The organism is Cupriavidus sp. GW823-FHT07A04, from assembly GCF_058794615.1.
The window spans coordinates 203,488-220,443 of sequence record NZ_JBXAHA010000010.1 but is presented as its reverse complement, the minus strand read 5'-3'; the positions used below and the strand labels follow the sequence as shown (position 1 = coordinate 220,443).

General features: G+C 68.7%; 18 protein-coding genes. 1 reads left to right on the top strand and 17 read right to left on the bottom strand.

Annotated elements, in window-relative coordinates; all coding sequences use genetic code 11:
- Window positions 1-244: 244 nt before the first annotated feature.
- A complete protein-coding gene (locus AC1Q7Q_RS19180) occupies window positions 245-1,000 on the top strand; it encodes an IclR family transcriptional regulator (RefSeq protein WP_492373689.1) in 756 nt (251 codons plus the stop codon).
- Window positions 1,001-1,051: 51 nt separating this feature from the next.
- Here the strand turns inward: AC1Q7Q_RS19180 and AC1Q7Q_RS19175 are convergent, their stop codons facing one another.
- From AC1Q7Q_RS19175 to AC1Q7Q_RS19095, 17 genes are all read right to left on the bottom strand, one after another.
- Window positions 1,052-2,155, bottom strand: a complete 1,104-nt coding sequence (locus tag AC1Q7Q_RS19175; protein ID WP_492373663.1) for a Rieske 2Fe-2S domain-containing protein — start codon at window positions 2,153-2,155, stop codon at window positions 1,052-1,054.
- A gap of 200 nt (window positions 2,156-2,355) precedes the next feature.
- Window positions 2,356-3,054, bottom strand: coding sequence for a 4'-phosphopantetheinyl transferase family protein (locus AC1Q7Q_RS19170; RefSeq protein ID WP_492373664.1), 699 nt, complete (start codon window positions 3,052-3,054; stop codon window positions 2,356-2,358).
- A gap of 16 nt (window positions 3,055-3,070) precedes the next feature.
- Entirely contained in the window at window positions 3,071-3,523 is a 453-nt protein-coding gene (locus tag AC1Q7Q_RS19165) for an excinuclease ATPase subunit (RefSeq protein WP_174427567.1), read from the bottom strand.
- A gap of 73 nt (window positions 3,524-3,596) precedes the next feature.
- Window positions 3,597-4,823, bottom strand: coding sequence for a beta-ketoacyl-ACP synthase (locus AC1Q7Q_RS19160; RefSeq protein ID WP_492373665.1), 1,227 nt, complete (start codon window positions 4,821-4,823; stop codon window positions 3,597-3,599).
- Window positions 4,820-5,551, bottom strand: coding sequence for a 3-oxoacyl-ACP reductase FabG (gene fabG, locus AC1Q7Q_RS19155; RefSeq protein ID WP_492373666.1), 732 nt, complete (start codon window positions 5,549-5,551; stop codon window positions 4,820-4,822). The genes AC1Q7Q_RS19160 and fabG overlap by 4 nt, the downstream gene beginning before the upstream one ends.
- The gene (locus AC1Q7Q_RS19150) at window positions 5,548-6,018 is read right to left on the bottom strand and encodes a hotdog family protein (RefSeq protein ID WP_492373667.1); all 471 of its coding nucleotides are present in this window, start codon (window positions 6,016-6,018) and stop codon (window positions 5,548-5,550) included. Before AC1Q7Q_RS19150 ends, fabG begins: the two co-directional genes overlap by 4 nt.
- Window positions 6,019-6,020: 2 nt before the next feature.
- On the bottom strand, window positions 6,021-7,202 hold the full coding sequence (locus tag AC1Q7Q_RS19145) for a beta-ketoacyl-ACP synthase (RefSeq protein ID WP_492373668.1): 1,182 nt from the start codon (window positions 7,200-7,202) through the stop codon (window positions 6,021-6,023).
- Window positions 7,199-7,852 (bottom strand): DUF3261 domain-containing protein, encoded by a 654-nt coding sequence (locus AC1Q7Q_RS19140; protein WP_492373669.1) that lies wholly within the window; start codon window positions 7,850-7,852, stop codon window positions 7,199-7,201. Before AC1Q7Q_RS19140 ends, AC1Q7Q_RS19145 begins: the two co-directional genes overlap by 4 nt.
- On the bottom strand, window positions 7,840-9,069 hold the full coding sequence (locus AC1Q7Q_RS19135) for an NAD(P)/FAD-dependent oxidoreductase (protein WP_492373670.1): 1,230 nt from the start codon (window positions 9,067-9,069) through the stop codon (window positions 7,840-7,842). The genes AC1Q7Q_RS19140 and AC1Q7Q_RS19135 overlap by 13 nt, the downstream gene beginning before the upstream one ends.
- 78 nt (window positions 9,070-9,147) lie before the next feature.
- Window positions 9,148-11,529, bottom strand: coding sequence for an MMPL family transporter (locus AC1Q7Q_RS19130; protein ID WP_492373671.1), 2,382 nt, complete (start codon window positions 11,527-11,529; stop codon window positions 9,148-9,150).
- Window positions 11,522-12,148: a LolA family protein gene (locus AC1Q7Q_RS19125; protein ID WP_492373672.1), complete on the bottom strand. Its 627-nt coding sequence runs from the start codon at window positions 12,146-12,148 to the stop codon at window positions 11,522-11,524. The genes AC1Q7Q_RS19130 and AC1Q7Q_RS19125 overlap by 8 nt, the downstream gene beginning before the upstream one ends.
- A complete protein-coding gene (locus AC1Q7Q_RS19120) occupies window positions 12,145-12,594 on the bottom strand; it encodes an acyl-CoA thioesterase (RefSeq protein WP_416052876.1) in 450 nt (149 codons plus the stop codon). The genes AC1Q7Q_RS19125 and AC1Q7Q_RS19120 overlap by 4 nt, the downstream gene beginning before the upstream one ends.
- 31 nt (window positions 12,595-12,625) lie before the next feature.
- On the bottom strand, window positions 12,626-13,651 hold the full coding sequence (locus tag AC1Q7Q_RS19115; RefSeq protein ID WP_492373673.1) for a lysophospholipid acyltransferase family protein: 1,026 nt from the start codon (window positions 13,649-13,651) through the stop codon (window positions 12,626-12,628).
- Window positions 13,648-14,391 carry a glycosyltransferase family 2 protein gene (locus AC1Q7Q_RS19110; RefSeq protein ID WP_492373674.1) on the bottom strand — a complete coding sequence of 248 codons (744 nt, stop codon included), beginning with the start codon at window positions 14,389-14,391 and terminating at the stop codon, window positions 13,648-13,650. Before AC1Q7Q_RS19110 ends, AC1Q7Q_RS19115 begins: the two co-directional genes overlap by 4 nt.
- A complete protein-coding gene (locus AC1Q7Q_RS19105; protein WP_492373675.1) occupies window positions 14,384-16,096 on the bottom strand; it encodes an ApeI family dehydratase in 1,713 nt (570 codons plus the stop codon). The genes AC1Q7Q_RS19110 and AC1Q7Q_RS19105 overlap by 8 nt, the downstream gene beginning before the upstream one ends.
- On the bottom strand, window positions 16,089-16,637 hold the full coding sequence (locus AC1Q7Q_RS19100; protein WP_043355718.1) for a COG4648 family protein: 549 nt from the start codon (window positions 16,635-16,637) through the stop codon (window positions 16,089-16,091). The genes AC1Q7Q_RS19105 and AC1Q7Q_RS19100 overlap by 8 nt, the downstream gene beginning before the upstream one ends.
- 6 nt (window positions 16,638-16,643) lie before the next feature.
- On the bottom strand, window positions 16,644-16,901 hold the full coding sequence (locus AC1Q7Q_RS19095; RefSeq protein ID WP_043355719.1) for an acyl carrier protein: 258 nt from the start codon (window positions 16,899-16,901) through the stop codon (window positions 16,644-16,646).
- Between the last annotated feature and the right edge of the window lie 55 nt (window positions 16,902-16,956).

The window sequence follows — 16,956 nt, the reverse complement described above, 5'->3', positions numbered from 1 at the left end:
TCCCCATGAAAATAACCATGTCCAGCAGAGCCATACCCTGTAACGGATTCCGTACCAGGATGCTCCGGTATACCGTCATAAACACAATCTACAGATAAATATTTAAACAAAATATTTCTTGAGAAATATTCTGGTGCGCCGGAATGGGTGTTCGGCAGGAACGATCGACTAAGATAAGTGCTTCTCTTCCGACCAATCCGGGCCTGCCCCACTCATGACCGCCAACGACAACAAAGCGCCGCCGATGAACGTGAAGACGGCGTTGCGCGTGCTCGAGATCATCGAAACCTTCGCGCGCGAGCGGCGCGCGCTGTCGCTATCGGAGCTGGCCCGGTTGCTGGCGGTGCCGGCATCGAGTTGCCTGGCGCTGATCCGCACCCTGACTTCGCTGGGTTACCTGTACGAGACCGGCCGCCGCCAAGGCTATTACCCCACGGGCCGCCTGCTGGCCATGGCGCAGCAGATCGCGCGGCACGACCCGGTGCTGGACCGGGTGCACGGCACCATGAACGAGCTGCGTGCGGCCACCGGCGAGACCGTGGTGATCGGCAAGCTGCATGAAGGCCGGTGGGTGGTGTACCTGGACGTGCTCGAATCCCCGCATGCGATCCGCTATATCGCCACCGCAGGCGAGCGGCGAGAGCTCCATGCGAACTCGATCGGCAAAGCCTTGCTGTCCGTCATGCCCGAGGACGAGCGCAGCGCGCTGATCGCGCAGCTCAGCTTCGAGCGCTTCACGCCACGCACGGTAGCCAACGCGGCGCAGCTGGAAGCCGAGCTGAAGAAGTCCGCCGAGCAAGGCTGCTTCATCAACCTGGGCGAGTCGCTGCCCGACGTTGGCGCGCTGGCCTGGCCGGTGCGGCTGTCGGGAGAATGCTACGGCATTTCCATTGCCGGGCCGGCGTACCGCATCGAGCCCGCGCTGACGCGGTTCTCGGCCATCCTCAGGACGGCCTGCTCCGCGCTCGAGCGCGACGAGCGCAGCCGGTTCGCGCAATAGCCATCTGCCTGCTCGTCGTCAATTCGCCGCCAAACCGCCGCCAAACCGCCGTCAACTCCCGGCCGACGCTTCCGGCATGCCGCATTCGCGCAGCAGGTCGCGCAGTTCGTTGATGACCGGGAACACCTCCTGGTTCCAGTCGGCGCCCTGCTCGTCGTGCGCCGCCTGCTCGCTCTCGACAATCCAGCGGTCCTCCTTGAAGATCCGCTCCGTAAACCACACCAGCAGCGGCCAGGCCAGATCCAGTATGCCGGGAATGCCGGGCTTCTTGATCGACAGCAGCCCGAACGTGCGGTTGGTGCGCTGCTCGGCGTCGAGCGGCACGTAGACGATCCACAGGTCCATCACCAGCGTGGCATCCGAAGTGCGGATCTGCAGGGTCTGGTAGGGATACAGGGTGCGGACCGTCATCACGTCCTTGCCGCCTTGCCCGCCCTTGTTGCCCTTGTTGCCGCCACCGAACACCAGCGCTTCGCCCACCGGCTGCTTGCCTTGCTCGCGAGCGAAGGTGTAGTCCACCTCGACCCATCCGTCGCCGCGCCGGCGGCCCAGCGAGCTGGCGCGCATCTGCCCCATCTGCCGCCGGTGCAGGAACTGATGGTTCATGTCCATCAGGTTCTCGTGCATGAACGAGTAATGGCATTTGACCTCGCGGCCAAAACGCCGCGTCTTGTACGCCTTGTTGGCCACCGAGCCCAGGCTGGGCAACGGGGTTTCGTCGGCCAGCACCGCGCTGCCGGGGAACACGAAGATCAGCCCTTCCACCTCGCGGCAGGGGTAGGAGCGCACGCCGTTGGGCAAGCGCTCGCGGCCCAGGTAAGGCACGTCGATGCAGCGGCCGGTGCAATCATAGGTCCAGCCGTGATAGCAGCAACGGATCGATTCGCCCTCGACCACGCCCGCGTGCAGCGGCACCTGCCGGTGCGCGCAACGATCCTCGAGCGCGAACACCGCGCCGGACGCCGTGCGCACCAGCACGATCGGCTCTCCGGCAAAGCGCACGCCATGCGCCTTGCCGCGCTTGACCTCGCGCGACCAGGCCAGGGGATACCAGTGATCGGGATGAATGGTGACGCGGCGCAGGTCGCGCAGCGGGACTTCGGTAGGGCTATCGCTATCGTTGGCACTGCTATCTAGCAACGGAACTGCATGCATGGGGGACTTCTCCTTGCAAGACTGGTATCTCGATTAGCCGACTGCATGGGCGGGAGGACGAAACCAAGGGCTAAGTCTAACCGAAGGCTTGCCAAGAGATGTGTTGCCCGCCGCGGGGTAATGACGGGTATCCGGGCTTACCCCGACACAGGCCGAACGTACCGGTAGTGGCGTGGATAGCGCCCTCGATGACGTGATGCTCAGGGCGCATCCGCCGCTGGCGCCAGGCACCAGTAGCGCAGGCCCGCAGGCACGGTATCCGACAACGAGATAGCGGGCGCGGCGTGGATCGCCAGCACAGCGTCGCCGTGGCGCCAGCTGCAAGCATTGGCGGTGGCCAGGCTGGCCGCCGGCGACACCGCCACCGCCTGCCCGAGCATGGTCTGGAACAAGCCCCCGCCGCCACGCTTGAGCCAGGCTTCCTTCAAGGTCCAGAGCTGGAAGAAGGCCTCGCGTTGCGCCGCCGGATCGCCGCCCGGGCGCAATGCCGGCAAGGCGGCGCGTTCGGCTTCGCTGCTGACTGCGAGCACCAGCGCGTCCAGCCCCTTGCGCGGCAGCACGCGCTCGATGTCCAGGCCGAGCGGTTCCAGCCCGACGGCACAGGCAACGTGGTCGCCGGAATGGGAGAGGGAGAGAAAAGCGGACACAGGCCCAATGGCCTGCGGCGGGCTGTCCGGCGCGGCGCTCAGCGTCCAGTCCTGCCAGCCGCCGCCGTAAGCTTGCGCCAGCAATTGGCGCGCAATCCAGCGCCCAGCCACGAACTGGGCGGCGCGCTGGCCGGCCTGCAGGGCGTCCAGGCGCCGCGCTTCGTCCGCGCCCAGCCATTGCCTGGCGGGCGGAACCTGTCCCGCCAGGCCAGCTACCGACGCAACGCGAACGTGGATCGGGGAGGCCGGCATGGCGTGGCGCGCGGCCTTACTTGCCCGCCACCTTGGCGTACGTGCCCTTGAGCGCCACACCGGCCACCACCGCGCCGGCATGGCATTCGTACTCGGTCGGGCTGGCGACCGAGTCCTTCTTGTAGTAGCTCACCACGTCGACCACGGCATTGGCGCCGAGCGTCTTGGCCTTGTCCTGGAACGCGATCAGCGCGGACAGCGCGGCCCAGCGGCAGGCGTCTTCATCGCTCTTGCCGAAGCTGTTGGTCTTGCGGTTGGACACATCGCTCTCCTTGGTCTCAAGGACCTTGGGCTTCTTCTGCCCCGCCAGGAAGAACTTGACCGAGCCATCGAGCTTTTCCTGGGCTTCCGGCATATCCAGCACTTCCTGGAACGGCAGCATGTACTTGGTATCGCGCGCCGCGGCGGGCGTGGACAACAGCATGGCGGCCGAGGCGGTAGCGGCCAGGATGGAGAGAGCGTGCTTCATTGACCTTCCTTTCTTGGTGTTGTTGGTGTTGTTGATTTTATTGATGAGGAAAATGCGCGGTAGTACTGGCAGATCAACGCCAGCGGCGGAACACCAGCGACGTGTTGATGCCGCCAAAGGCAAAATTGTTGCTCATCGCATGATCGATGTCGAGCCGCCTGCCCTCGCCCATGATGTAGTCAAGGCAGGCACAGCGCGGGTCTGGGTTGGACAGGTTGATGGTGGGCGCAAACCAGCCGTCGCGCATCATCTCGACCGTCATCCATGCCTCGAGCGCGCCGCAGGCGCCTAGCGTATGGCCCATATAGCTTTTCAGCGAACTCACCGGCACCGCGTCACCCAGCACCTCGCGGGTGGCATGGGACTCGGCGATATCGCCCTGGTCCGTGGCAGTGCCGTGGGCATTGACGTAGCCGATCGCCGAGGCCGGCAGGCCGGCATCCTCCAGCGCCAGGCGCATGGCCTGCGCCATCGTGTCCGCCTTGGGCTGGGTCACGTGGGCGCCGTCGCTGTTGGTGCCAAAGCCGACAATCTCGGCCAGGATGCGCGCGCCGCGCGCCAGCGCGTGCTCCAGCTCCTCCAGCACCAGTGTGCCGGCACCCTCGCCCAGCACCAGGCCGTCGCGCTCGCTGTCGAACGGGCGCGGCGTGCCATGCGGCGCATCGTTGCAGGTGCTGGTGGCGAACAGGGTATCGAACACGGCGGCCTCGGTGGGATCCAGTTCCTCGGCGCCGCCCGCCAGCATGGCCACCTGCCGGCCGCTGCGGATGGTTTCGTAAGCGTAGCCGATGCCCTGGCTGCCCGAGGTGCAGGCACTGGAGGTGGTGAGGATGCGCCCGGTAATGCCGAAGAACACGCCGATGTTCACCGCCGTGGTATGCGGCATCATGCGGATGTAGGTGGTAGCGCTGACGTCCTCGGTGGTGCGATCCATCATCATGCGGCCAAAATCGGCCACGGCCGACGGCGTGCCGGTGGACGAGCCGTAGGCTATGCCAAGCTTGCCGCTCGCGACCAGCGGATCGCCAAGCAGCCCCGCATCGCGCAAGGCGGCCTCGCTGGCCAGCACCGACATCACCGCCACGCGGCCCATGGCGCGCGTGACCTTGCGGGTGTAATGCGCCGGCAGCGTGAACGGCGGCACAGGTGCCGCAAGCTGCGTGTTGAGGCCCTTGTAGACGGCCCACTCCGGCATCTGCACGACCGCGTTGCGGCCGCTGGCCAGGCGCTCGCGCACGCTCGCCCAGTCGTTGCCCAGCGAGCAGACTGCGCCGGCTCCGGTAATGACGACTCGCTTCATCCGAACATCCCCCCGTTGACCGAAATCACCTGCCGGGTGATATAGCCCGCATCGGCGGACATCAGGAACGCCACGGTGGCGGCCACCTCGTCCGGGGTACCCGTGCGGCGTGCCGGGATCATGCGCAAGGCTTCCTCCAGCACGTGTTCCTCCACCATCTCCGTATCGATCAGGCCAGGGGCCACGCAATTGACGGTAATGGCGCGCTTGGCCAGCTCGATGGCCAGCGCCTTGGTCGCGCCGATCACGCCGGCCTTGGCCGCGCTGTAGTTGGTCTGGCCCCGGTTACCCACCAGCCCCGACACCGAGGACAGCGTGACGATGCGGCCCGGCTTGCGCCGCTGCACCATGGGCATCACCACCGGGTTGAGCACGTTGTAGAAGGCGTCCAGGTTGGTGTGGATCACCTCGTCCCACTCTGCCCCGGTCATGGCCGGGAACGCCGCATCGCGCGCGATGCCCGCGTTGCAGACCACGCCGTAGTAGCAACCGTGGGCTTCGATATCGGCCAGCAGCGCGGCCGCGGCCTGTTCCCGCTGGCTGACGTCGAAACAAAGCACGCGCGCGGTGCGGCCCAGGGCACGGATCGCATCGGCCACCGATTCGGCTTCATCGCGCCGGGCACGGCAATGCACCACCACATCGTAGCCCTCGCGCGCCATGCGCAGCGCGATGGCGCGGCCAATGCCGCGCGAAGACCCTGTGACGAGCACGGTTCGGTTCGTCATGGTTGTTGTCCTTGCAAGAAAGCCTGCGCGTCGGCAGGCTGGAAAACGGAAACGTTGGCGCGCGCCACTTCGTGCTCGCCCAGCGACAGTGAGCAGGCAAACATGCCGAGCCCGTTGTCGCCGACCAGCTCGGCGCGCACTTGTATGGTCAGCACGCTGCCCACCGGGAACGCCGGCACATCGCATTCGTAGCGCCGTGAGCCGAGCAGGAAGCCGATGCCAGGCGCCCGCCCGGCGCGCCAGTCCTGCGCGCCGGCCCAGGCGGCGATGGTCTGCGCCATGTACTCGATGCCGACCCAGCCCGGCATGCCGGACTCATCGACAAACAGCTGGGTGGCGCGCACCGTGGTGCGCGCTGCCGCGTGTTCCTCATCGGCGCGCAACAGTTCATCCAGCAAGCGCATCCCGCCGGCGTGCGGCAGCACCTCGGCGATTGCCGGCAACGCGGCAAGGGACGTCGTGGTCATGGTCAGCCGGCTCCCAGTATCACGGCGCTGTTGCTACCGCCGAAAGCGAAGGAATTGCTCATCACGTAGCGCGGCGCGCGGCCCAGCGTTTCGCCGGGGGCCACCACGCGCAGCGCCGGCAAGGCCGGATCGGGCACGCCATCCCACCAGTGCGGGGGCAGGCGGCCGTCCGGATTGTCGACCAGCGTCAGCCACATCAGCGCGGCCTCGATGGCACCGGCCGCGCCGAGCGCGTGCCCGGTCATCGGCTTGGTCGAGCTGAGCGGCAGATCGGCGCCGAACACCGCGGCGCATGCCAGCGCTTCCATGGCGTCGTTCTGCGGCGTGGCGGTGCCGTGCAGGTTAAGGTAATCGATGTCCGCAGGCGCAAGCCCGGCGCGCTCCAGCGCCTGCAGCATGGCGGCCCGGGCACCGGCGCCGCTGGGGTCCGGCGCCGACATGTGATGCGCGTCGGAGGTCTCGCCGCAGCCGGCCAGGCGCACCGGCCCCGGCTCGGCGGACAGCAGGAACAAGCCGGCGCCTTCGCCCAGGTTGATGCCGCAACGGTTGGCCGACAGCGGGTTGCAGCGCGACGCCGAGACGGAATCCAGTGCACTGAAGCCGGCGACGGTGAAGGAGCACAGGGTGTCCGCGCCGCCCGCGATCACCACGTCCGCCATGCCGCTGCGCAGCAGGCGCGCGGCAGCCCCTAGCGCCTTGGCGCTCGACGAGCAGGCGGTGGACAGCGTGTAGGCCACGCCAGTCACGCCCAGCACGCCGGCCAGGAACTGCGCCGGCGAACCCAGCTCCTGCTGCCCGTAGTGGAAACCCTCCGGCCACGCGCCGGTGGCAGCGCGCGCGCGCACGGCCACGCCGCCCTCGGCAATGCCGGAGGTACTGGTGCCCAGCACCACCGCCACCCGCGCCGGGCCAACCCGGGCGATGGCGGCCTGCGCCTGCGCAATGAACTGGAGCGCGGCGTGATACAGCAGCGCATTGTTGCGGGTACGGTGCACCTGTGGCGTGTCGTCCGGCAGGCTGAGCGCGGCGTTGACCGTGCCGAGCTGCAGCGGGCGGCCCGGGCTGTAAAGCTCGGTCACCTCGCCGCCCTGCGGGGCGTCGCCGCGCCAGAGCGCCGCGCGCACCGCATCCGCGCCGTCGCCCAGCGCGCAGGTCATGCCCAGTGCATTAATAAAGACATTCATTTCGTCCCTCCTTGCCCTGCCGGCGGCAGGGTGCGGATGGTCAGCCGATATCCATCGCGGTATTGCTCGAACTCGATCGTTTGCGGGTCCGGATAGCGCACCTGCGCCACCACCTCGCCACCCGCGCGCAGCACGCGCCGGCCGGCCTCGACCTCCAGGCGCCAGCCCGCCGGCAAGGCCGCGGCAATCGCCTCGACCGGCCACAACGACAACTGCATTTCACTCAGGATACGCTCCGGCACCAGCTCGGCCGGCGCCCAGGGCGAGCGCACCACGCGCAGGTCCTGCCCATCCCAGTCGAGCCGCGCCAGCACCTGCCCGCCGGCCAGCGCGGCCAGCCGCGTGTGGGTGGCATCGGCTTCCAGCAAGGCCTGGATCTCGCGGCGCTCCTCCCCGCGCGGGGTCCGGTACACCACGGTGATCTGCTGCTGCAGCGCCAGCTCGCGGCCCAGCGATGCCGGCGGCAGGCGCAGCAACGGCACGGGCTGCTGCTCGGCGGGCAGGGTGGGCGAGGCAGGCGGCGAAGCGGAACCTGCCCCCGCTCCCGGGCCGGCGCAGCCCGCTAACAGCAAGGCACACGCGGCAACACCCAGCAGCATCCGCGCCGGCACGGCGCCAATGGAGGGATGCCTGGCGATCAGGCTTCGCAAAGCTGCTCCAGCACGCCAAGGCGGCGCCGCGACTCGGTGACGAACGGGTTGGTGCGGTCCCAGGCATAGCCCGCCAGGATGGCCGAAATCATGCGGCGGATTTCCGGCGTGGCATTGGGATGGAAAATCAGCTTCTGGAAGCGGCCTTCGTACCACGCTTCCACAAAGGTGCGGAAGCAATCCACGCCGTCCTTGAGCGGGCGGCCGTAGTCGGCCTGCCAGTCCACCGTCTCGCCATTCAACTGGCGCGCCAGGCAGGCCGTGGCCAGGCTGGCGGACTTGAAGGCAATGGTGACGCCGGACGAGAACACCGGGTCGAGGAATTCGCCCGCATTGCCCAGCAACGCATAGCCCTTGCCCCACAGCGATTTCACGTTGGCCGAGTAGCCGACGATCTGTCGGGCCGGGGTGTCCCAGCCGGCGTTGGCCAACAGCTTGGCAAGGCCGGGCTCCTCGCCCACCAGCGCCTGCAGCCGCTCGGTCTCGGTCCCTTTGTACTGGTCGAGGAAGCGCTTTTCCGCCACCACGCCCTGCGAGCAGCGGCCGTCCGAGAACGGAATGGTCCAGTACCAGACATCGACATGCTCCGGATGCACGCTGACGCGGATCTTGTTGCGATCGAAGGTGCCCAGCGGGATGCGGTCTTCCACGTGGGTGAAGATGGCGCTGCGCACGGGGAAGTGCGACGGCGACTCCAGGTCCAGCAGGCGCGGCAGTACGCGGCCGAAACCCGAGGCATCCAGCAGGAAACGCGCCCGCACCTGGTACGCCTTGCCATCCGGGTCGCGCACGGTGACGCAAGGCTGCTCGCCCTCCAGGTCGACGGCGCTCACCTGGTGCTTGAAACGGACCTCGGCGCCCTGCTTCTGCGCCTCGCGGATCAGCACGTCGTCGAAGCGCGCGCGCTGGACCTGGTAGGTGGTACCCCAGCCGGCGGAGAACTTGTCGCGGAAATCGAAATCCGTATAGCGGTCGCCACGCACGAAGGCAGCGCCGTTCTTGTACTGGAAGCCGGCTTCGACCACCGCCTGCAGCATGCCCGCCTCTTCGATGTAGGCCATGCTCTGCGGCAGCAGGCTTTCCCCGATCGAGAAGCGCGGAAAGGTCTCTTTCTCGATCACCAGCACATCAATGCCGCGCTTGCGTAAAAGGCCCGCCGCCACGGAGCCCGCCGGGCCGGCGCCGATGATAAGGACATCCACCTGTTCGGTATTCATTTGCAACCCTGTTTGACTCGTTGATCTTGTTGGTTTTATTTGTCTTGCTATTTGTCTTGCTGCGACTTCAACATGAAGCTAGTGCGCATGCCCATGCGGCGCGTGGGGCCGGAACCATGGCGACAGCACCCATACCGCCCCCACGCCGGACAGCATGGTCATGCCAAAGGCATGCAGCGCCGGCGTGGACGACAGCGCCAGCAGGCCAAAGGCCAGCAGCGTGCTGGCCGCGCCAAGCACGATCGCCGTCCATGACTCGCCATCGCCGGGATGCTCCAGCAGGAAGATGCCGTAGTCCACGCCCACGCCAAGCAGCAACGCCAGCGCAAGCACGGAGAACAGCTGCAGCGGCACATGCAGCCAGCCCAGCAGCGCCACGCTGAATACCCCCGCCAGCAAGGTCGGCACCAGCGCCCGCCACGAGGCCCTGCCATAGCGCCATGCCAGCAACAGCGCCACGCCCAGCGCGCCGGCGCCCAGCAGCCAGGTCATCAGCACGCGGTAATGCTTGAGCAGCGAGGACAGGTCGGCCACGCGGTCCACCCACTCGACGCCCGGCACCATGGCCGCCGCCGCCTCGATCAGCGCAATGGTGGTGGGCTTGTCCAGCCCGCGCAGCAGCATGACGCTGGCGTAGCCCTGGCCCTCGCGATCCAGCCAGAGGTGACGCAACGTCTCGGAAACCGGGCTCGCAAGCCACGCCGGCAACGTCAGCACGCGGTCAGGCGCAGCGGCATTGGGCGCGCCCACGGTGCCGCCCACCGCACGCGCCACGCGCTCGCGCACGGCGGCCTCCAGGCCGTCCGTCAGCGTGGCATCGGCATGCTGGCGGGACGCCGATGGCACCCAATCGGAGATGGCCAGGAAGCCCTCCAGCTCGCCGCGCGCCACCACGCCCGCCAGCGCCGCCTTGACCGCTTCCTCGCGCGCCAGCACCTGGTCCGGCGAGTCGCCGCGCACCAGCAGGAACTGGGCGGGGCTAGGTGTGCCCAGCAAGCGCCCGGCGGTGCGCTGCGCCTCGATCAGCGCCGGCGGCGAGCTTTGCAGCTGGCGCACGTCATCCGCCACCTTGACCTGCCATAGCCCCGGCACGATGAACAAGGCCAGGGCGCCCAGCAGCAGCATCGAAGCGCGATCCATGCCCACGCGCGGCCAGCGGGCCAGGCTGGCGGTCAGCCAACTCGACAGGCGCGTCTGGCGCAGCTGGCCGCGATCGAGCAGCGGGAACCAGAACACCACGGTCAGAAAAGCCGCCACCAGCCCCACGGCCGAGAACAGCGCCATTTGCCGCAGCCCCGGGAACGGCGCGATGCCCAGCGCCAGGTAGGCCACCACGCTGGTCGACAGCGCCAGCGCCATGCCCGGCAGCAGCCTGCGCATCACCTGCGGCGGCGACAGGCCAGGGCTGGCCTGCCGCGACACGAAATAGTGAATGCCGAAGTCCTCGGCCACGCCCACCAGGCTGGCCCCGAACACCAGGGTGATCAGGTGGACGCGGTCAAACACCAGCGCGGTGGCGGACACCGCGGCAGCCGTGCCGATCAGCAGCGACAGCCCCACCAAGATGATCGGGCGCAGCGAACGGAAGGCCAGCCAGACCAGCAGCAAGACCGCCGCCAGCGAGCCCCAGCCGATCACGTTCATCTCCAGGTTGGCCTGGGATGCGGCGGCTTCCGCGTGCAAGGGAATGCCGGCGGCCACCACGTGCACGCCGTCGTCGCCCTGCGCGGCGGCGCGCTCGCCCAGCTGCAGCACATCGCCGTAGTCCGTATTGCCGCTTACCGAGAACGCAGGCTTGGTGATGCGATACGTCAGCAGCACCCACTCCTTGCCCTCGGCGCTGAGCGCCGCGCGGCCATCACGCTCATGCACGCGCGTGATGGCCGCGCGCGACAGCCACCAGTCCTGCCAGAGCCCGATCGGGTCAGCCGCCCAGTCGGTCAGGCGCGGGCCGGTGGAAAGCTGGTAGAGCCGGGTCAGCGCCTGCTGGGACAGTACATCGGGATCCGCCTGGCGCAGCATGGCGCGCTGGCTGTCGGTAAGCAGGCGGTCGCGGTAAGGCCGGTAGAAGGCCAGCGCGGCGTCGAGGTCGAAACTGGCGATGCGGTCCACTGGCTGCAGCAAGCTCGCCTGCGGTTTCGCGGCCGTGCTGAAGCGATCGGCGGCGGCACGGGCGCGGGCCCAGTCGGGCGCGCCGACCAGCACCACGATCTCGCGCGAGACGCCGTCGGCCAGCCGGCGCAGCACGCGGTCGGCGGTGGCGGTGCGCTGGCTGGTGGGCAGCAAGGCCATCACATCGGTGTCGAGCCGCGAGGCGCGCCAGAACTGCAACTGGTGCGCCGTCAGCGCGATCACCAGCAACAGCCACGCCACGGCCAGCACCCGCTCCAGGGTGCTGAGCCCGTGCGCGGGCTTGCCAGTGGCCGCGGCGGCCTTAGCCACCTTTGCCGCCTTACTCAAAGCGCTTCTCCTCATCCGCACCGAGTTTGGCGGCCGCACTCGGGTCGATCATCTTGACGGTGGTGCTGTCGCCGCTGCCTTCTTCCAGGCGCACGTTGCGCACAAAGCGATCCCCGGCCAGCTCGATGCGGGTGAATACGCGCCGCATGCCGGCATCGGTCGGCGTCAGCGTCAGCGTCCAGCCGCTCTTGCCAACCAGCTCGCCGGCCACCTCGAAACGTGTGGACAACGCGCGCAGGTCGCCGCGCAGCACGGCAATCACCGATTCGCCCACGACCCGCATGGCGGGCTGGGCGTCTGCCTGCAACTGTTGCTGCACGCGGCCATCGGCACCGCGCATGACCAGCCGGTCCGGGGTGACCAGCAGGCTGGACGCAAACGGCTCACGCGTGCTCCACACCACGCCACGCTCGCGCGCGAGCACGAAGTCGCCGCGTGAGACCAGCGGATTGGCAAAGCCGGACAGGCGGCGGATCTGCTCGAAGCGTCCGTGGATGACCGGGGCATCGGACAAGCGCGCAGCCACCGAGGCCAGCAAATCCGGCGCGGCCGCGGCGGCGAGGCCCGGGCCAGCCAGCACGGCGCAGCAAAGCGCCTGCAACAGGCGGCGGCGCATCATGCCTGGCGCTCCGGCTGCGCCCCGTCTTGCACACCAAGGCACGCCAGCAGGACCGGCGGGCAGACGTACTGCATCTCGCCATTGGCCATGTCCACCGCCACCTGAATGGTGTAGCCCTTGGTCAGGCGCCGGCCGCTGGCGGCATCGCGGACCACATACTCGATCTTGAGCCGGTTCTCCCACTCGACGATGGTGGCGCGGACGATGAACGACTGGCCATAGGTAAGCGGCCCGACATACTTGACGCGCATGTCCACCACCGGCCACGCATAGCCCGAGTCCCGCATGGCGGGGTAGTCGTAGTGGTAGCGCGCCAGCAGCGCGCAGCGCGCCTGCTCGAAATAGCGCACGTAGTTGCCGTGCCAGACCACGTTCATCGGGTCGAGGTCGTGGAAGGCCGCGCTGAGCGTGATCTCAAAGCTGAAGTCCTGGGAGGCTTGGGGCATAAGGTTGGGTATCGCGATATCCGGATTCAGGTCAGCTTTCAATGGGCGCGGCGCTGGCGCGCGCCGCGTCCGGCACGGCGCCGCCCTGCCCCCAGAAATCGTAAAAGTTGAACCAGTCGTAGGGCGACTCCACCAGCAGTTGCGAAAGCCATTGCGCATAGCCGGCCGCATGCTCGGTCAGGATCGCGTCGCGCCGCGCGCGCGGCAGGCGCACTTCGCGGGCCAGTTCGGTAAGACGCAGCAGGTGGCCCTTGCCCGAACGCACGCAGCCCATGGCGAACAGCGGGCATTCCAGCAACGCCGCCAGCACATAAGGCCCCACGGGAAAGCGCGCGGGCGCGCCCAGGAACGGCACCGTCACGGCGCGGCCGCCATGCACCGGAACCCGGTCGCCCGCAATCGCCACGAACTCGCCCGCGCGGACCTTCTCGGCCAGCAGCAAGGCGGTGGCCGGCGAAATATCGTCGACCTGGAACAGCTGCAGCCCGGAGCGCGGGTCCAGCCGCGACAGGATGCGGTTGAACTGCGCCGCGTGCGCGGTATGCACCAGCACCGTCAGGCGCAGGCCGGCGCGCTGGTTGGCCAGCACCCGGCACAGCTCCAGGCAGCCCATGTGGGCGGTCACGATGATGCCGCCCTGCCCGCTGGCGATCTGCGCCAGCATCACCTCGGCGCCTTCGCGCCGCACCGCGCCGTAGCGGTAGCCGCCGCCGATGGCAAGCAGCTTGTCCAGCAGCGTGTCGGCAAACGAGAACAGGTGGCGCAGGCTATGGCGCAGCCCCGGCATCATGCCCGCCGGGCCGACCGCGCCCGTGGCGGCCTGGATGCGGCGCAGATAGTCGAGCGACGCATGGCGCGCCAGCGGCTTGGCAAGCCAGTAGTAGGTCACCACCGGGTACAGCACCGCGCGGAACAGCACGCGGCCGCACAGGCGATACAGCCAGTACAGGCTCCACACGCCCCATACGCAAGTGGATTCGCGGATCTGGCTCCAGTGACGGGCCATGCGTCCGGGTTGCGTCGCTTGGGTGCCTTGGGTGGCTTGGGGCGTGCTCATGCCGGCCGCACCTTGCGCCACAGCAGTACCGGCAAGCGCTTGAGCATGCCGAAGAAGAGCCGTGTATGCATGGAAGAGATCAGCACGTTGTCGCGCCAGACCTGGAAATGGGAAACGCCGTCGGTGGGATACGTCACGCGCGTGGGTACGTTGACGATGCGCACGCCGCGCCAGACCAGGTGCACCAGCACCTCGGTATCGAACTGCATGCGCCGGCCCAGCTTGACCTGGCGCACCAGCGGGAGGACGTGCGCGAGAGGATAGACGCGCAGGCCGCACATCGAATCGCGCACGGCGAACGACAGCGTGTTGATCCAGACCCAGACGTGGGTCAGGTAACGCGCCAGCAGCCGCACGCGCGGCACCGATTCGTCGTAGACCGGGCAGCCGCAGATCATGGCGTGCGGGCTGGCCTGCGCCAGGGCCAGGAACTGGGGGATGCAGCCGGCATCATGCTGCCCGTCGGCATCGATCTGCAGCGCATGCGTAAATCCCATGCGCGCGGCCTCCTCGAAGCCCGCCATGATGGCCCCGCCCTTGCCCTGGTTCTGCGCCAGGCGGATCAGCTGGACCCGGTCGGCATGGCTTGCGGCAAGCTCGCGCAGCACACGCTCGCAGGCCGGGCTGCTGCCGTCGTCCACCAGCAGGCACGGCAACGGATGCGCGAGAATGGCCTGCACCATCGCGCCGATGGCACGTTCGTGGTTGTAGACCGGGACGAGCGCCACGGGCTTAAACATCCGCCTCTCCAAAGATGATGCGCCCGCTGGCGTGCGGGCCGCGCGCCGAGCTCAGGCGAAAGGCCAGCGCGCCGCGCTCGGGCTGCCACGCCAGCGTCATGTGCACCAGGGTGCCGGGCGTGATCACGGCCTGGAACTTCAGAATCTCGATCCGGCGAAAACGCGCGCGCGGCGGCACCGGCAGCCGCTCGGGCGCCAGCGCCATCACCCAGTCGACCTGCGCCACGCCCGGCACGATGGGGCTGCCCGGGAAATGCCCGTCGAACACGGCCAGGTCCTCGCTGACCTCCAGCTCGGCGGCGGCCGACAGCGCATCCTCCGCGGCCTGCCAGCGCACGGCCGGCAGCACGCGGCGGAACACGTCGCGCAGCATGGCTTGCGTGGTCTTGCCCTGCGCGTTGCAGGGCAGCGCCTCGGCAAAGCTCCAGCGCCGCGGCAAGGCCACCGCGTCCACGGCATCCGCAAGGCGGGCGCGCAGCGCGGCAAGCAGGGCCGCGCGGCCCTGCCCGGCCAGCATGGCCGCGCCGCTCTCGCTGGGCACCACCACGGCGCCAAGGCGCGTGCCGACATCCAGCTCCAGCAACACCACGCGCGCCTCGCGCACCAGCGGCGACGCGGCCAGCGCCTGCTCGACCTGGGTCAGCGATACGCGCTTTTCCTCGATCTTGACGATGCGGTCGGCGCGGCCCGCCAGGGTGAAGCCGCCATCCGCGGCGGGCAGCACATGGTCCGCGCACAGAAACCAGCCGTCGTCCGGAAGGTGCGCGGAGCGCACCGCCAGGAAGCCGTCCTGCAAGCGCCATTGCACGCCCGGCAGCGGAGTCCAGCGGTCTTCGTGGCGGGCACGCTGCCGCCAGGCGATGCCGCCGGTTTCCGAGCTCCCGAACACTTCGATGGGCGCTTGTCCCAGATGGCGCAACGCATCGGTCGCGGCCTCCGGCGGCAAAGGCCCGCCGGACGAGAACACGGCGCGCAGCACGCCGCGGGCGGCAGACCAGTCGAGCGCTTGCGGCATGCGCCGCAGGTGCGCCGGGCTGGTGACCAGCAGCGCCGGGGCATCACCGCAAGCGCGCACGATTTCCTCATGGAACGCGAGACGATCCGCCGGCATGGCGCGCGCCGCCGCGAGCGGCCACAACACGCAGAACAGCAGGCCGTAGATATGCTGGTGCGACACCGTTGCCAGCACCCTCACCTGCGCCGGCAGCTCCGCGCCGAACGCGGCCTGCAGCGCCTGCACTTCCGCGTCGAGCTGCGACAGGTGCTTGACGATGGCGCCGGGCACGCCGGTGGAACCCGAGGTGAACATCGTCACCAGCGTGTCGCTTGGCGCCAGCGCAGGCCAGTCCATGCTGCCGTTGGCCGGCTCGATCGATGCTTGCGGCCACAGGCCATCGGGCAACTCGCCGGCGCAGCCATCGGCGCGCTCGCGCAATGCCGCCAGCGTTTCGGCGCGCGTGTCGCCGGGCAGCACCACGTGCTTGCCCGCGTGCCAGGCGCCGAACAGCGCCGCCGCGAACTCGGAGGTCGATTCGATGTAGAGCGCCCAGGACTTCCCCGGCGCGGCGGTAAACGCTTGCCGCCAGGCGGCCACGCGCCGCACGAACTCCGGTGCAGTGGTCGCGCCGGCCGCGCCATGCGCGACCACGTGCGAGCGCTGCGCCAGCGCCGCCATCAACCCGCTTACGCCCAGCCACTCAGCCATGCCGCCCCCTTGCCATCACACGCTGGCGCACCAGCCATTCGCCGGCGAACATGGCGCCGATCAATCCGTAGGCGATGCCGCCGTTGTAAAGCGCCCAGATGCGGTCGCTGGCCAGCACGGCGGTCAGTGCGGCTACCGTGCCGTTGCACACGAAGAACACGCACCAGGCTTGCGTCACGCGGCGCGTGTACGCAACGCCCGACGGCGGCAAGTCCGGCTCGCGCAGCCGCGCCAGCCGCTCCACCAGGCTGGGCGGGTGCCGCAGGCTCCAGCCGAACAAGCCCAGCATCGCGGCATTGACCAGCACGGGATACAGCTTGAGGGGCAGCGCGTGATTGGACGCGGCCACGATCGCGGCCAGCACGGCGGCGGCCACGGCAAGCAGGCGCCAGCCGGCCTGGCGGCTGGTCAGGGCGCGCAGCAGCGCCAGTGCCACCAGCGCCAGCGCCATCACGCGCGGCGACCAATGCTGCAGGCCAAAGTAGATCGCCACCGGATAGCACAGCGTCAACACGCCGAGCAGCAATTTGCGCACGGGCATGCGCGCTCAGGCCGTGGCGGGCGAGTCGATCAGCAAGGCCAGCGCCTGCACCACGTCCTGCACGGTGCGCACGGCCTTGAACTGCTCCGGCTTGATCGGCTTGTTCAGCATCGGCTTGAGCTTCACCAGCAGGTCGACCGCGTCGATGCTGTCGATGTCCAGGTCGTCGTAGAGACGGGCTTCGGGACGAATGCGGGCCGGGTCGATCTCGAAGGTTTCCTCGAGCACCGCGGCCACCCGCGCAAAGATTTCGTCATGGGTCATGATGGGCTTCCCCCTGTTCGGCTATGACCGGCCGTGGTTGCCGGCCTGGCAAGTG

Bases quoted from the DNA above. Each gene is read 5' to 3' on its own strand.
- AC1Q7Q_RS19180 (WP_492373689.1), top strand. From the start codon at position 245: ATGAACGTGAAGACGGCGTTGCGCGTGCTCGAGATCATCGAAACCTTC.
- AC1Q7Q_RS19175 (WP_492373663.1), bottom strand. From the start codon at position 2,155: ATGCATGCAGTTCCGTTGCTAGATAGCAGTGCCAACGATAGCGATAGC.
- AC1Q7Q_RS19170 (WP_492373664.1), bottom strand. From the start codon at position 3,054: ATGCCGGCCTCCCCGATCCACGTTCGCGTTGCGTCGGTAGCTGGCCTG.
- AC1Q7Q_RS19165 (WP_174427567.1), bottom strand. From the start codon at position 3,523: ATGAAGCACGCTCTCTCCATCCTGGCCGCTACCGCCTCGGCCGCCATG.
- AC1Q7Q_RS19160 (WP_492373665.1), bottom strand. From the start codon at position 4,823: ATGAAGCGAGTCGTCATTACCGGAGCCGGCGCAGTCTGCTCGCTGGGC.
- fabG (WP_492373666.1), bottom strand. From the start codon at position 5,551: ATGACGAACCGAACCGTGCTCGTCACAGGGTCTTCGCGCGGCATTGGC.
- AC1Q7Q_RS19150 (WP_492373667.1), bottom strand. From the start codon at position 6,018: ATGACCACGACGTCCCTTGCCGCGTTGCCGGCAATCGCCGAGGTGCTG.
- AC1Q7Q_RS19145 (WP_492373668.1), bottom strand. From the start codon at position 7,202: ATGAATGTCTTTATTAATGCACTGGGCATGACCTGCGCGCTGGGCGAC.
- AC1Q7Q_RS19135 (WP_492373670.1), bottom strand. From the start codon at position 9,069: ATGAATACCGAACAGGTGGATGTCCTTATCATCGGCGCCGGCCCGGCG.
- AC1Q7Q_RS19125 (WP_492373672.1), bottom strand. From the start codon at position 12,148: ATGATGCGCCGCCGCCTGTTGCAGGCGCTTTGCTGCGCCGTGCTGGCT.
- AC1Q7Q_RS19120 (WP_416052876.1), bottom strand. From the start codon at position 12,594: ATGCCCCAAGCCTCCCAGGACTTCAGCTTTGAGATCACGCTCAGCGCG.
- AC1Q7Q_RS19115 (WP_492373673.1), bottom strand. From the start codon at position 13,651: ATGAGCACGCCCCAAGCCACCCAAGGCACCCAAGCGACGCAACCCGGA.
- AC1Q7Q_RS19110 (WP_492373674.1), bottom strand. From the start codon at position 14,391: ATGTTTAAGCCCGTGGCGCTCGTCCCGGTCTACAACCACGAACGTGCC.
- AC1Q7Q_RS19105 (WP_492373675.1), bottom strand. From the start codon at position 16,096: ATGGCTGAGTGGCTGGGCGTAAGCGGGTTGATGGCGGCGCTGGCGCAG.
- AC1Q7Q_RS19100 (WP_043355718.1), bottom strand. From the start codon at position 16,637: ATGCCCGTGCGCAAATTGCTGCTCGGCGTGTTGACGCTGTGCTATCCG.
- AC1Q7Q_RS19095 (WP_043355719.1), bottom strand. From the start codon at position 16,901: ATGACCCATGACGAAATCTTTGCGCGGGTGGCCGCGGTGCTCGAGGAA.